The sequence below is a fragment of the Nonomuraea sp. NPDC059023 genome (assembly GCF_042740095.1).
In the GTDB taxonomy this organism is placed as follows: Bacteria; Actinomycetota; Actinomycetes; order Streptosporangiales; family Streptosporangiaceae; genus Nonomuraea.
The window spans coordinates 22,676-36,373 of record NZ_JBHYIO010000048.1 but is presented as its reverse complement, the minus strand read 5'-3'; the positions used below and the strand labels follow the sequence as shown (position 1 = coordinate 36,373).

Sequence of the window (13,698 nt, the reverse complement as noted above, 5' to 3'; positions counted from 1 at the left end):
TATATGAGACAAGTTCTCGGGGGTCCCGGGGGTGGTGGTGGGCGTGGCGACCCCCGCCTCCGGCGCCACCTTCTTCGTAATCTTTTCGTGACCCGGTTGCGGCGGGCGCGCCCCCGCCGCTAGCGTCGGGCGCCCGAGTCTCTCCGGAGGTCGCCCGTGCGTGGCAGAAGGCGCGCCCCGCGCCCGCAGGTCCCATGGCGCTCGCCGTGGACGCTGGTCGTCGGCCTGGCCGCGGTCGCGGTCGCGGGCGGGCTGGTGGCCGTCGCGAGCATGTCCAAGGACATCAAGCTCGTCGTGGACGGTGAGACCGTCGTGATCCGCAGCTTCGCCGGATCGGTGTTCGAGCTGCTGACGGAGGCCGAGGTGGCGGTGGGGCTCGGCGACTACCTGCGGCCAGGCGGGCACGACCAGGTCGTCGACGGCGCCACGATCGTGGTCCGCCACGCCCGCCCGCTCCGGCTGACCGTCGACGGGCGCACCAGCAACCGCATGGTGACCGCCACGAACGTCGCCGCCGCGCTCGCCGAGCTGGAGATCGACCACGCGGGCGGCCGGCTGTCCGCGCCGCCCGACCGGGTGGTGCCGCTGTCGGGGATGTCGCTGACCATGTACACCTCGCGGCGCGTGCAGGTGATCGCCGGGACGGAGCGGAGGTGGACCACGACCACCGCTGGAACGGTCCTGGAGGTGCTGCGGCAGGAGCGGATCAGGACGCCTCGGGGATACAGGATCACGCCGCCGCCGGACAGCTTCCCGCGGCAGGGCACCGTGATCAGGGTGACGCCGCCGGGGCCGGTGCTGCCGCCGCGTACCGTGCCGGTGCAGGCGGCGGTCGCGAGGCTCAACTGGGCCGGGCTGGCCCAGTGCGAGTCCCACGGCAATCCCGAGGCGCTCAACGCGGCCGGGCCGTACTACGGCATGTACCAGTTCAGCCTGGCCAGCTGGCAGTCGGTGGGCGGGGTGGGCACGCCGGTGATGTGGCCGGCCGAGGAGCAGACCTACCGGGCGCAGCTGCTGTACCAGCGGGTGAGCGGCCGGTGGGAGGGCCAGTGGCCGCACTGCGGGTCCCGCCTGTTCGGCTGAGCCGTTCAGCCGGAGATGGCGTCGCCGAACTGGGTGCTGCCCGCGACCCGATAGGTCTGGATATTTCCGGATTTGAGGTCCAGGACGGCCACGGCGCCGCCCGGACTGGCCGTCGGCATGCCGACGGCCAGGCTCGTCTCCGTGAGGGCCGCCGACCAGGGCTCCGGCTGCTGCCAGAGGCGGGCGTCTCCTGGCGGCACCTGCCAGGCGCCGTCGCTCCACACCGCCGCGTATCCCCTGGGCGAGGCCGTCAGCAGGGTGGGGTTCGCCTTCCTGGTGAGGTGGGACCTGGGGGCGCCGTCGTCGGCGTAGAGCCTGACCTGGCCGCAGCCGCTGACGACGTAGCCCTGGTGGTAGGCGACGGTGGCGGCGTAGTTGCGGCAGCTCCTCGGTGGCTGGAGCCTGATCGCGCGCTCGCCGACGAGCGTCGCCGTCCTCTCGTACGGCGTGCCCACCAGGACCGCGTCCGGGCCCAGGGCCAGGGCGGTGCCGAAGCGGTCGTACGGTTCGCCGGTGCCCGGGACGCCGGGTGAGTTCTGAGTGATCGTGCGGTGGATCGTCCCCTTGTCCGCCAGGTGGACGGAACCCGAGGCGGTGACGCCGTCGGCGTCGTCGTGCGGGGCGCCGATGGCGATCCGGTCGCCGCGGACGGCCAGGGACTCGCCGAATCCGGCCCCTGGTCTCGGGTCCGGCGCGACCAGCTTTCCGGGGGGCCGCTTCTGGCCGCCGTACAGGATGTAGACGGCGCCCGCGGCCTGCTTTCCCCGCACGTCGGTGTACGGCGCTCCTGCCACCACGTCCGCGCAGCCGTCGCCGTCCAGGTCGCCCATGCCCACGGTGGCGCCCAGGCCCCTGGCGTCCTTGTCCGGGACCGGGAGTCTGGTCACCTTCCCCGCGCTGATCAGGTACAGCGCGCCCGGACCGGCTCGCCACTGCTCGGTGTCGCCCACCACCAGGTCGTCGCGGCCGTCGCCGTCCACGTCCCGTGGGCTCGCCTTGGCGCAGTCGGCCGCGGGGCGCCGGTCGCCGTCCGGCGTGGTGCAGGCCGTGACCAGCAGGGACGTGAGCGCTGCCACGGCCAGTGGCCTTGATGCCTTCACGTTCGCGGGGTTAGCCGGTGACGCTGGAGCCGAAGTCGGCGCCGGACGCGGGCTCGGCGCGCTGGACCTCGTCGGCGTTGCGGCCCAGGACGGCGACCTGGCCCGCGCGGCCCGCGTCGGGCTGACCGGCCAGCAGGCGGTTGCCGCTGAAGGCCACGGCCCGGCCGTCCAGGTTCAGGCGCCGGTCCTGGCCGGAGGGCTGGAACGAGGTGAGCAGGACGCCCGCGCCGTACGGGCTGCCCACGGCCAGGCGGCCGTCCGGCGAGATCGCCAGCGAGTAGCCGAAGCCCTGCGTGCCCTGGCGAATGGTCCTGGCCGGGCGCAGCGCCGGGGTGTAGAGCTGTACGTAGCCGGGGCCGGGGGCGCTGGCCGCCAGGCCCGCGCCGTCGGTGTAGGCGAGCGCGTAGCCGAACCGGTCGCCTGCTTTTTTGGTGGGGGAGTCCCATTTCTGGCCCCGCAGGATCGGCGCGGTGGCGTCCGTGATGATGGTGACCTGGCCTGAGTGGATCTTGCCGGTGCCGACCTGGCGGCCCGCCCCGTCGTCGTTCTCGTACGGCACGCCGACGAACAACGCCCGATCCTTGGACAGGGCCACCGAGTAGCCGAACTGGTCGCCGACTTCGCCGTTGCCGGGGACTTCGGACGATTCCTGACTTATCCGTCTAAGCGGGTTGCTGCCGGACTTGATGTAGACGGAGCCGGTGTCGGCGGTTTGGGCTTCGTCCTCGTGGGGTGCGCCTATGGCCAGGAGGTTGCCGTTGGCGGCCAGGGACCAGCCGAAATGGGCGTCCTGCTGGGGTTGCTGGGCGGTGAGGAGCTGGGGTCGCGTGGCGGCTCCGCCGTACAGGATGTGGACCGCGCCCGCGTCGCGCACGCCCCGCACATCCGCGTACGGCGCGCCCACCACCAGATCGGCGCAGGCGTCCGCGTTGACCTTGGCCAGCTTCACCGACCAGCCGAACGCGTCGCCTTCACCGAGGGGAGGCGAGGGGAGGCTGACCACCTTGGTGCCGGACAGCAGGTGCACCGCGCCCTTGCCGCCGTTGGCGAAGGGGTCGCCGACGGCGGCGTCGTCCTGGCCGTCGCCGTCGAAGTCGCTCTGGTTGTCGCAGGCCGTCGCCGTCGCCGCCTGGGCGGGGGCGACGGCCAGGGCGGCGAGGGCGAGGGTGACGATGGTCCGGACGATCATGACAGTCGCACCTCGATCTGCTTGCCGCCGGTGAACATCGTGCCGGACAGCCGCGCCGCCTTCCTGACCGGCGGCAGGTCGAACACGAACACCCCGTCGAAGCGTCCCCCCGCCGTCAGCGCGGCCGGGAGCTGGGAGGAGACCGGCAGCGGGTCGTGGCGGCCGTTCCTGTCGTCGATCAGGGTGAGGGCAGGGGTGCCGACCGTGGTGAGCTCGCCGCCGGGGTTCAGCAGGGTCCAGCGCAGCAGGCAGAGCTGGCCGTTGGCGGGGGTGGCGCCCTGGTATCCGGCCACGCCGCACTCGGGGGCGGTCGCGATGATCAGCTGCGGGCCGTCGAAGGCGCTGCTGAGCTGGAATCTGCGGCCTACGTCGGTGACCGTGGGTTTGCCCGCTTGCGGGGTGTTCTGGACCGCGGGGCTGTTGCGGGAGCCCTGCCAGATCAGCACGGCAGTCGTCAGCGCCAGCGCCAGTACGGCTGCCGCCGCCGCGATCAGCCAGCGGGTGCCTCTGGTCCTGGGGCGGTCGGGGGCGAAGCCGGCCGCGTACTCGACCGGTGGGAGGAGTTCCTCCGGCCGTTCGAGGTCACGGAAGGTCTGGCCCGCTGACACGGGCGTGCTCTGGTGGGGGTGGGTCTCCGGTGTCGCCGTGGCGCGGACCGGGGTCGTGGGGGCCTGGGTGGCGGTGAGGGGGAGTCTGGGGGGCGGAGTCGGGGTGATCTCGAAGGTGGAGGTGATGTCCGGGCTGTCCACGACGTTCCGCGGCGGCTGCCAGTCGCGCAGCAACTCGGTGCCCGCCAGCGTGGGCGGGTCGGCCGCCGGTGCCGGGGCGCCGCCGCTGACCAGGGCGAGGAGGAGGTCCTGGGCGGTGGGGCGCTGGGCGGGGTCCATGGCGGTGGCCCGCCGTACCAGATCGTCGAGAGGCGCGGGCAGCGTGCCGATCTCCGGCGGCCCGTTCAGGACGCGGGTGGCCAGCGTGATCACGTCGCCGCGGCCGAACGGGTGGCGGCCGCTTCCCGAGTAGGCGACCAGGCAGCCCCAGGAGAAGACGTCGGCCGCGGGGGTGACCTGTTCGCCGCGTACCTGCTCGGGGGCCCACCAGCCGGGGCTGCCGAGGAGTTCGCCGGAGAGGGTGAAGCCGGTCTCGCGGTCGAGGGCGCGGGCGATGCCGAAGTCGATCACGCGGGGACCGGAGAGGCTGAGGATCACGTTGGCGGGCTTCAGGTCGCGGTGCACGAGCCCGGCGACGTGGATGGCGGCCAGGGCGGCGGCCACGCCGAGGGCGACGCCGTGGAGCGGTCCGGCCTCCAGCGCGCCGAATCTCGCGATCTGCTCGGACAAAGGGGTGCCCGCGATGAATTCCGTGACCATGTAGGGACGGCCTTCGTCGCTGTTGCCGTTGTCCAGAACCTGGGCGGTGCAGAACGAGGCGACCCGCCGGGCGTTGTCCACTTCCGCGTGGAAACGGGCCGCGAACCCCTCCTGGTTCGCGAACTCCGACTTCACCACCTTGAGCGCGACAAATCGCCCGCCTGGCGCCCGTGCCAGGAAAACCGTGCCCATGCCACCCTCGCCGAGCCGTCCCAGCAGCCGGTAAGGGCCGATTTCCCGGGGATCCGTGGGGCGAAGCGGCGCGGCGCCCGTTGGCTCCATCAGGGATGTCCCTTCGTCTTTCACGCCATCCTCCCCTGTGGTGCCCCCCGTCCGCTATCTCAGGTTCTTCGGTGCGGGAGACTAGTTGGATGATGGACCTGCTAGGCCCGATAGAAATACGTAATTTGGCGGAGAAGCTCGATCTTCGGCCGACAAAACGACTCGGGCAGAACTTCGTGATCGACGGCGGCACCGTCCGCCGCATCGTCCGGGTGGCCGAGGTCACGCCGGACGACGTCGTGATCGAGGTGGGGCCGGGGCTGGGGTCCCTGACGCTGGCGCTGCTCGCGGCGGCCGAGCACGTCGTCGCGGTGGAGATCGATCCGGTCCTCGCCGCGCAACTGCCGGAGACGGTCGCGGGCCGCGGCCTGTCCGAAAAGCTCACCGTGGTGGGCGCCGACGCGCTGCGCATCGGCCCCGGCGACCTGGCCGGACACGTGCCGACCGCGCTGGTGGCGAACCTGCCCTACAACGTGTCCGTCCCCGTCGTGCTCCACCTGCTGGAGTCGCTGCCGTCGCTGCGCAGGTCGCTGGTGATGGTCCAGTCCGAGGTGGCCGACCGCCTCGCCGCGCCGCCCGGCTCCAAGGTGTACGGCGTGCCGTCCGTCAAGGCCGCCTGGTACGCCGACGTGCGCAGGGCGGGCCCGGTGGGCCGTACCGTGTTCTGGCCCGTCCCCAACGTCGACTCCGGCCTGGTCTCCCTGGTCCGCAGAGACCCGCCCGCGACCACCGCCACGCGCGAGCAGGTGTTCGCCGTCATCGACGCCGCGTTCGCCCAGCGCCGCAAAACCCTCCGCGCCGCCCTGTCGACGTGGGCGGGCAGCCCGTCCGCCGCCGAAACCGCCCTGCGCGCGGCCGGCGTCGACCCCTCGGCCCGAGGCGAACAGCTCGACATCACCGCCTTCACCCGCATCGCCGAGAACACCCCCTGACCTCACGTCTTGTTGAGGTACGCGAGAACGGCGAGCACGCGGCGGCTACCGGCGCCGTAGCCGACACCCCCGCGCCATCGCCATTGACGCCGTTCCCGGTGCGCTCCCGATGTGGTTCGTCCTGACGCAGGCCATATGCGCTGTGGCTATCGGGGCGGCGGCCTTCATCATCAACGGGCCCACGCTGCGTTCCGCATAGGGCTTCTTTGGGGTGTTCCTTTTGGGGTACGGCGGGGATTCTTCGTTGTCCACAGCCACTCACGCGACCCCGCGCCCCTATCCCCAGAACCGCGTTCGCCGCCAAATCCGCCACCCGATCCGCACGATCCTGGGCCTCCCATCCGATCCAGCCCAGGAGAACACCATGATGTGGCTCACCCTCGGCGGCGGCTTCCTGGCCACGCTGAGCACGGTCCCCGCGCCGACCGCCGAGTGCCAGGTGGTCATCACCATCCCGGCTGCCTACGCACACCTGGTCGTCCCGCAGCCACCCGGCCAAGAATCCGTGGCCCTTTCCCGGAGTCCCGGCACCCGCGAGGTGAAGCGAGTGATCACCCTCCCGGCGGAAGCCTGCGCCCGCCTCGGGCACCCGGCCACCACCGGCCGAGACGGCACACCCACCAAACCCGCGCCCGGACGCTCCCACCCTCCCCATCCGTGGTTGAGCACCCCCAAGCTCGAACGGATCACCACCGTCAAACCCACCCAGCCCCCCGCCCCCGAACGCCCCGCCCCCAGCACGAAGAGGACCCCAAGGCCCACCAGGGGCGAAACAGCCGCCACAGCCGCCCTGGCAAGACTGGGCACCCCGTTCTCCTGGGGCGGAGGCGCCCCCTCCGGCCCCACCCGAGGCATCGGCAGAGGCGCGAACACCATCGGCTTCGACTGCAGCGGCCTCACCCTGTACGCGTGGTCGAAGGCGGGCGTGACCCTGGGCCACTACACCGGCACCCAGTTCCGCCAGGGGCGCCGCGTGGCACTGTCCGACCTCCGCAAGGGAGACCTGGTCTTCTTCGGCGGTGGCAACGGCGACCCCACGCACGTGGGCCTCTACCTGGGCAACGGCATCATGATCCACGCCCCCAAAACCGGCGACGTGGTCAAGAAGACCCAGTTCCTGAAGTCGTCGTACTACCGCTCCACCTACCGAGGCGCCGTCCGCCCCGGCTAACCCCACCCACCAGCCCCCACCGAGCACCACGGCCCTCGCTCGGGGTGACCGGGGCCTCGTCCGGTGAGCCACGGCCCTCGCCCACCAGCCTGGGTCGTGGCACCGGCGCCTCTCCACAACCGAGCGCCAGCGTGTGCCCCTGCCCCCAACCCCCGGCCCACTTCCTCCCGCAAGCCGTGGGCCCTCGCCAGGCTGGGCCCACCCCCCTGCTGGCCGCCTCGGTGGTCAGCGGGGCTTGGGGGCGGCCCCGGTCTGTGGTCCCGGGCACGGAGGGCTTGGGGCGAGAACTGGATCACCGGGCATGGGCCCAGGCCCGGGGTCGGGGGGTGTCGGGTCAGGGGGTCTGGGTGCAGGTTCTGACCAGGGCGGCGACCAGGGGTGTCAGGGTGGCCTGATCGTCGGGGTCGCTGGGCTCGTACTCGGTGATCCCGAGTCCGGCGATCTCGAACCGGCTGGCCACGGCCTCCACCAGCCCCAGCAACTGCCCGGCCCGCAACCCGCCCCGAGCCGGTGACCCCACGGAAGCGAACTCCCCAGGATCCAGCACATCCAGATCGATGTGAATGTAGACGGCGACCTCCCCGTCACCGGCCCGCGCAACCCCGTCCAGAAGGGCATCCGCACCAGCCAGATCCTCCACACGAAGGTGACGAACCCCGCGCTCCTCGATGAACGACACCTCGGCCGCGTCCAGATCCCGTGCCCCGGCGAGGACGATCCGCCGAGGATCCAGGCTCACCTCGGGCAGCAGTTCACGATGCCCCTCGCCGGTGAGCGCCCGCAGCACCATCCCGTGAAAGGCCCCGGAAGGAGAGGTATCGGGCGTGTTCAGGTCCCCGTGGGCGTCGAACCACAGCACCACCAGCCGTTCACCGTACCGGCGCACGGCCGCGGCGATCGGCTCGAGGTCGACCCCGCAGTCACCGCCCAACGTCACAGGGAAGCCCTGGGCACCGGCCCGCGCGGCACGGACCCGGGAGGCGGTGACCGCGAGTTCGGCGGGGGTGGAGCCCTCCGCCACCTCGACGCGCACCCGGTCCCCGCCGGGCACCATCTCGGCCAGCAGTCTGGCCCCTTCGACGAGGCGCTCCGCCGTACGGGATCCCGACGACCGCCACTGCGGCACCTCAATAACCGAAATCAACGTCATCTGCCCACGATGCCGCATCTTCGGATGAAAGGTGTGGCCGGGGTGACGTGCGGGTTCGGGATGGGGCGTGGGGCGGCCGGGAGCCCGCTACCATCGAGGGTCCTGACCCCGAGGCGATGAAAGTGGCAGCGGATCGATGAGTTCGGTGACCGTACGGGTGCCCGCCAAAGTCAATGTGCAGCTTTCCGTCGGCCCCTTGCGCGACGACGGCTACCACGACCTGGTGAACGTCTTCCACGCCGTATCGATCTTCGACGAGGTCGAGGCCAAGGAGTCGGAACTGGTCAAGGTCGGCGTCGTGGGCGAGTGGGCCGACCAGGTGCCGCTCGACGACGGCAACCTGGCCATCCAGGCCGCCCGCGCGCTGGCCAAGCACGCGGGCCGGAGTTACGGCGTCGAACTGGTCATCAGGAAGGCGATCCCGGTGGCGGGCGGGATGGCCGGAGGCAGCGCCGACGCCGCGGGGGCGCTGGTGGCGTGCAACGAGCTGTGGGGACTCGGCCTGCCGCCAGAGGACCTGATGGAGATCGCCGCCGACCTGGGCAGCGACGTGCCGTTCTCGCTGCTCGGCGGTACGGCGGTGGGCACCGGCCGAGGCGAGCAGCTGACCCGCCTGGAGACGAACGGAACCTTCCACTGGGTCTTCGCCATCGCCGACGGCGGCCTGTCGACGGCGAAGGTGTATGCCGAGTGCGACCGCCTGCGCGAGGCCACCGGCGAGGCGGTCGGATGGCCCCAGGCCAGCGAACCCCTGCTGACCGCCCTGCGCACCGGCGACGCGCAGGCCCTGGGCGCCGTCCTCACCAACGACCTGCAGCCCGCCGCCCTCATGCTGCGCCGCAGCCTGGCCCGCACCCTGGAAACCGGCCGCGAACTCGGCGCACTGGGCGCCATCGTCTCCGGCTCCGGCCCGACCTGCGCGTTCTTGGCCGCCGACGCCGACCACGCCCGCGACCTGGCCATCTCCCTCACCGCCTCCGCCGTCTGCCACACCGCCGCACCCACCACCGGCCCCGCGCGTGGTGCCCATCTCATCTGATTCCTCGTTCTGATTTCGTTCTCTGAACGCGTTTGGGATTCCTGTCTTTTACGGCTCCGTCGCCCCACCCGCCCCGCCGTACCCGGTGGACGTCTGTCGAGCGATGGTCGTGAGGGCTCACGTCGCACTCGCCGTAACAACTCCGCCCTTGACCCGCGGCGTCACGCGCCCGCCCAGCGCGGTCGTGTCCAGGCTGGCCCGTTCCGTTCGGGGCGGCTCTGTTCACGCGGCTGGTTCCGAGGTTGATGGGGCTGCCAAGGTCCGAGCAGCCCATCAGCCCGGACGCCGTGCGAGGTTGTGGTGCTGTGGACAGGGTGGGTTGGCGGGTGGGTTGGCGGGTGGATGGGGTGGCGTTGGGTTGCCAGTACGCTGGGACGGCCATGAATCTGGTCAATCTTGAGTCTGTTTCCCATGCCTACGGCCCCAAGCCGTTGCTCAGCGATCTCTCCCTGGGAGTTGAGGCCGGTGAGCGGATCGGGGTGGTCGGGCGTAACGGCGGTGGCAAGACCACCCTGCTGGCGGTGATCTCGGGTGAGGTCAAGCCGGACAGCGGCCGGGTCACGCACAACCGTGGCCTGCGGATCGGTGTTCTGTCGCAGCAGGACACGTTGGATCCCGGGCTGAGTGTGCGCGAGACCGTGCTGGGTGGGCGGGCTGAGCACGAGTGGGCCGGTGACCAGGGTGTACGGGAGATTCTGGCCAACCTGATCGGTGACCTTGACCTGGAGTCCAAGGCGTCGGAGTTGTCGGGTGGGGAGCGGCGGCGTACGGCGCTGGCCAAGCTGCTCATCGACGAACACGAGCTGATCATGCTCGACGAGCCCACGAACCACCTGGACATCGAGGCGATCGCCTGGCTGGCCGGGCACCTGGCGACGCGTAAGAGCGCGCTCGTGGTGGTGACGCACGACCGGTGGTTCCTCGACGCCGTCTCCACGCGGACGTGGGAGGTCGTCGACGGCAAGGTCGAGCGCTATGAGGGTGGTTACGCGGCGTACGTCCTGGCCAAGGCCGAGCGGGCACGCATCGCCCAAGCCGCCGAGGAACGCCGCCAGAACCTCATGCGCAAGGAGATCGCCTGGCTGCGGAGGGGCCCGCCCGCGCGTACCTCGAAGCCGAAGTTCCGCGTCGACGCCGCGCAGGCGCTGATCGCCAACGAGCCGCCCGCGCGGGAGAGCGTGGAGTTGGTGAAGTTCGCGACGGCGCGGCTGGGCAAGACCGTGTACGACCTCGAAGACGTCACCCTCCACGCCGGCGGCCCCGGCAGCGGGCCGATGGTGCTCGACGCGTGCACGTGGCAGTTCGGGCCGGGTGACCGGATCGGCCTGATCGGGGTCAACGGCTCCGGCAAGTCGTCGGTGCTGCGGCTGCTCGCGGACACGGTCCAGCCGGACACGGGCCGCGTGGTGCGCGGCAGGACGGTCCGCCTGGCACACCTGTCGCAGGAACTGACCGAGCTGGACCCGACGCGCCGCGTGCTGGAGACGGTCGAGGAGATCCGCAAGTACATCCAGGTCGGCAAGCGCGAGTGGACCGCCTCCCAACTGCTCGAACGCCTCGGCTTCAAGGGCGAGGCGCAGTGGAAGGTCGTCGGCGAGCTGTCGGGAGGGGAGCGGCGGCGGCTGCAGTTGCTGCGCCTGCTCATGGACGACCCCAACGTGCTGCTGCTCGACGAGCCCACCAACGACCTCGACATCGAGACGCTCAACGAGCTCGAAGACCTGCTCGACGGCTGGCCCGGCACGCTGATCCTGGTCAGCCACGACCGCTACTTCCTGGAGCGCGTCGCCGACCGGTGCGTGGCGCTGCTCGGCGACGGCAGGCTGTCGATGCTGCCCGGCGGCGTGGACGAGTACCTGGAGCGCCGCGCGGCCGGCACCGCCCTGACCGCCCGCCTCGCCTCCACCCCAGCCCCATCCGGTACGGCTCCCGCCACCCCGTCGCTTGCTACCACCCCTTCCGGCCCGTCGGCCAAGGAGGAACGCGAACTCCGCAAGGAACTGAGCCGCCTGGAGCGCCAGCTGGACAAGCTGACCGGCCAGGAGGCAAAGCTCCACGAACAGATGGCAGCGGCGGCCAGCGACTACGAAAGGCTCGGCTCACTGGACGCCCAGCTTCGGGACATCCAAACCCAGAAGGACACCATCGAAGCCGAATGGCTGGAAACCGCCGACCGCCTCGGCGAATAACCACCGACCGCCTCGGCGAGTACCGCCCGACCCGAACAGCCAACAGCACCGTGCAACCCTCCCCGGCACCCGGCAAGAGGCAGCAGGGGCGCCCTGGTGGGCTGAGCACCGTTAAGCGCGCCGGACTCCACCGCACCACGTCCCGCCGCGGCGGCGCCGGAAAGGCGTGGGCGGGCGCGGGTAGTGGGCCTGCGTGACTGCGGCCCGGGGTGCCCAGTGCGCTGTTGGCCTGCGGGCAGTGGGCCGGGGTGCCCAGTGCGCCGTTGGCCTGCGGGCAGTGGGGCCGGGTGCCCAGCGCGCCGTTGGCCTGGGGTGGGCAAGGGCGGAGTTGTTGCGGCGGGAACCCCGTGAGCCTTCACGGCCGGCGCTCGACGGTCGCGCGCCAACGGCGGCGGTGCGGGCAACCCGGCGCTAGCCGTAACCCTAAGGCAGCCGTAACCTCAGGGCACCGCAACCTCAGAGCACCACAACCTCAGGGCGACCGCAGAGCGCCGTAGCGGCTAAGAGCGTCAGTTGGAGGAACCCGCGTCGAACGGGGCGAGGAGGGTGCGGAGCAGGGCGGCGAGGGCGCGTTGGTTGGGCTCGTCGAGGCCGGCGAGGAGGTCGTGTTCGCGGCGTAGCAAGCCGGCGAACGCCGAGTCCACCCGCTGCAGTCCCGTATCCGTCAACGTGACGAGCACGCCGCGCCGGTCCTCCGGGTCGGGGCGGCGGCGGACGAGGCCGGCCTGGGCCAGGCGGTCGATGCGGTTGGTCATCGTGCCCGAGGTCACCAGCGTGGCGCGGAGGAGGGCGCCGGGGGACAGTTCGTAGGGTTTGCCTGCTCGCCGCAACGCCGTCAGCACGTCGAACTCCCATGGTTCGAGGTCGTGCTCGGCAAAGGCGGCCCGGCGGGCCCGGTCGAGGTGCTTGGCTAGGCGGGAGACGCGGGAGAGCACCTGGAGGGGTTCGACGTCGAGGTCGGGCCGCTCGGTCCGCCAGGCGGCGACCAGCCGGTCGACCTCGTCAAGGGACTCGTGCGCATCCGTCATGGATGCAGTCTACTGTCTTGACATCGAGATACATATCTCGATATCAAATATCTTTATGTCGAGAGATATCTGGGACCCGTCAACGTACGAACGCTACGCCGACGAGCGGTCACGGCCGTTCTTTGAGCTGACCGCCAGAATCCAGGCCGACGCACCCCAGTATGTCGTAGATGCCGGTTGCGGCACCGGCGAGCTCACCATGGCGCTGGCCGAGCGCTGGCCGGGGGCGACGGTCGAGGGGTTCGACTCCTCACCCGCGATGATCGCCAAGGCGCGCGAGACCGGCGGCAGGTTCACCGTGGCCGACGTCACCCTGTGGCGTCCCGACCGGCCGGTGGACGTCCTGGTCTCCAACGCGGTGCTCCAGTGGGTGCCCACCCACCGCGACCTGCTCGGACACTGGGTCGACGCGCTCGCCGACGGCGGCTGGCTGGCCTTCCAGGTGCCGGGCAACTTCGACGCGCCCAGCCACGTGCTGATCCGCGAACTCTGCCGCAGCGACACCTGGCGTGACAAACTCGGCGAGTTCGACCGCGGCGCGCCGGTCTCCACGCCCGTGGAGTACATGGAACTGCTCAGCGCCATGGGCGTCCGCGTCGACGCCTGGGAGACCACCTACGTCCAGTTGCTCCAGGGTGAGGACGCCGTGCTGACCTGGGTTTCCGGCACCGCCCTGCGCCCCGTCCTCGACCGGCTCGACCCCGGCGAGCAGACGTCCTTCAAACGGGACCTCAAAAAGCTCTTCGATGCGGCATATCCTCGCAAGGAGTACGGCACCGCCTTCCCCTTCCGACGCATCTTCGTAGTGGCCGGCAAAGAGGTGGCGCACGCGTGAAGCTCATCGCCATGCACCATGTCCAGCTCGCGGCGCCGAAGGGCAGCGAGCCGCAGCTCAGGGAGTTCTATTCCGGCTTCCTCGGCCTCACCGAGGTGCCGAAGCCGCCGGAGCTGGCCAAGCGCGGCGGCGCCTGGTTCCGGGGCGACGGCGTGGAGGTGCACCTCGGCATCGAGGAGGACTTCCGCCCGGCCAGGAAGGCCCATCCCGCGTTCCTGGTGGACGTACTGCCCGAAGGCGAGGTGGACCTGCTCTTCCCCGGATATCGCCGCGTCTACGTCACCGACCCCGTGGGGAACAGAATCGAGCTCCTGCAGGTCGTGTGAAGTTAAC

At 71.2% G+C, this 13,698-nt stretch carries 12 protein-coding genes; 7 read left to right on the top strand and 5 right to left on the bottom strand.

Annotation, left to right across the window (positions count from 1 at the left end; translation table 11 throughout):
* Positions 1 to 156: 156 nt before the first annotated feature.
* Positions 157 to 1,083 carry a ubiquitin-like domain-containing protein gene (locus ACFWYW_RS50425; protein ID WP_379622318.1) on the top strand — a complete coding sequence of 309 codons (927 nt, stop codon included), beginning with the start codon at positions 157 to 159 and terminating at the stop codon, positions 1,081 to 1,083.
* Positions 1,084 to 1,088: 5 nt separating this feature from the next.
* On the opposite strand, the gene ACFWYW_RS50420 is transcribed toward ACFWYW_RS50425, so the two are convergent.
* Genes ACFWYW_RS50420 through ACFWYW_RS50410 form a run of 3 tightly spaced genes read right to left on the bottom strand, consistent with a single transcriptional unit; the run spans position 1,089 to position 5,021 of the window.
* A complete protein-coding gene (locus ACFWYW_RS50420) occupies positions 1,089 to 2,159 on the bottom strand; it encodes an FG-GAP-like repeat-containing protein (protein WP_379622320.1) in 1,071 nt (356 codons plus the stop codon).
* Between the two features lie 34 nt (positions 2,160 to 2,193).
* Positions 2,194 to 3,372, bottom strand: coding sequence for a hypothetical protein (locus ACFWYW_RS50415; protein ID WP_379622322.1), 1,179 nt, complete (start codon positions 3,370 to 3,372; stop codon positions 2,194 to 2,196).
* A complete protein-coding gene (locus ACFWYW_RS50410) occupies positions 3,369 to 5,021 on the bottom strand; it encodes a serine/threonine-protein kinase (protein ID WP_379622324.1) in 1,653 nt (550 codons plus the stop codon). Before ACFWYW_RS50410 ends, ACFWYW_RS50415 begins: the two co-directional genes overlap by 4 nt.
* Positions 5,022 to 5,113: 92 nt before the next feature.
* On the opposite strand from ACFWYW_RS50410, the gene rsmA reads away from it, so the two are divergent.
* Positions 5,114 to 5,953: a 16S rRNA (adenine(1518)-N(6)/adenine(1519)-N(6))-dimethyltransferase RsmA gene (rsmA, locus tag ACFWYW_RS50405; protein ID WP_379622380.1), complete on the top strand. Its 840-nt coding sequence runs from the start codon at positions 5,114 to 5,116 to the stop codon at positions 5,951 to 5,953.
* A gap of 364 nt (positions 5,954 to 6,317) precedes the next feature.
* A complete protein-coding gene (locus ACFWYW_RS50400; RefSeq protein ID WP_379622326.1) occupies positions 6,318 to 7,124 on the top strand; it encodes an NlpC/P60 family protein in 807 nt (268 codons plus the stop codon).
* Between the two features lie 334 nt (positions 7,125 to 7,458).
* Here the strand turns inward: ACFWYW_RS50400 and ACFWYW_RS50395 are convergent, their stop codons facing one another.
* The gene (locus ACFWYW_RS50395; RefSeq protein ID WP_379622328.1) at positions 7,459 to 8,274 is read right to left on the bottom strand and encodes an arginase family protein; all 816 of its coding nucleotides are present in this window, start codon (positions 8,272 to 8,274) and stop codon (positions 7,459 to 7,461) included.
* A 136-nt stretch (positions 8,275 to 8,410) separates the two neighbouring features.
* On the opposite strand from ACFWYW_RS50395, the gene ACFWYW_RS50390 reads away from it, so the two are divergent.
* Entirely contained in the window at positions 8,411 to 9,313 is a 903-nt protein-coding gene (locus tag ACFWYW_RS50390; RefSeq protein WP_379622330.1) for a 4-(cytidine 5'-diphospho)-2-C-methyl-D-erythritol kinase, read from the top strand.
* Positions 9,314 to 9,693: 380 nt separating this feature from the next.
* The gene (locus ACFWYW_RS50385) at positions 9,694 to 11,502 is read left to right on the top strand and encodes an ABC-F family ATP-binding cassette domain-containing protein (protein ID WP_379622332.1); all 1,809 of its coding nucleotides are present in this window, start codon (positions 9,694 to 9,696) and stop codon (positions 11,500 to 11,502) included.
* 509 nt (positions 11,503 to 12,011) lie between these two features.
* On the opposite strand, the gene ACFWYW_RS50380 is transcribed toward ACFWYW_RS50385, so the two are convergent.
* The gene (locus tag ACFWYW_RS50380; protein ID WP_379622334.1) at positions 12,012 to 12,530 is read right to left on the bottom strand and encodes a MarR family winged helix-turn-helix transcriptional regulator; all 519 of its coding nucleotides are present in this window, start codon (positions 12,528 to 12,530) and stop codon (positions 12,012 to 12,014) included.
* Between the two features lie 55 nt (positions 12,531 to 12,585).
* Between ACFWYW_RS50380 and ACFWYW_RS50375 the strand changes: the two genes are divergently transcribed.
* Entirely contained in the window at positions 12,586 to 13,365 is a 780-nt protein-coding gene (locus tag ACFWYW_RS50375; protein ID WP_379622336.1) for a trans-aconitate 2-methyltransferase, read from the top strand.
* Positions 13,362 to 13,691 (top strand): glyoxalase, encoded by a 330-nt coding sequence (locus ACFWYW_RS50370; protein ID WP_379622338.1) that lies wholly within the window; start codon positions 13,362 to 13,364, stop codon positions 13,689 to 13,691. The genes ACFWYW_RS50375 and ACFWYW_RS50370 overlap by 4 nt, the downstream gene beginning before the upstream one ends.
* Positions 13,692 to 13,698 lie beyond the last annotated feature (7 nt).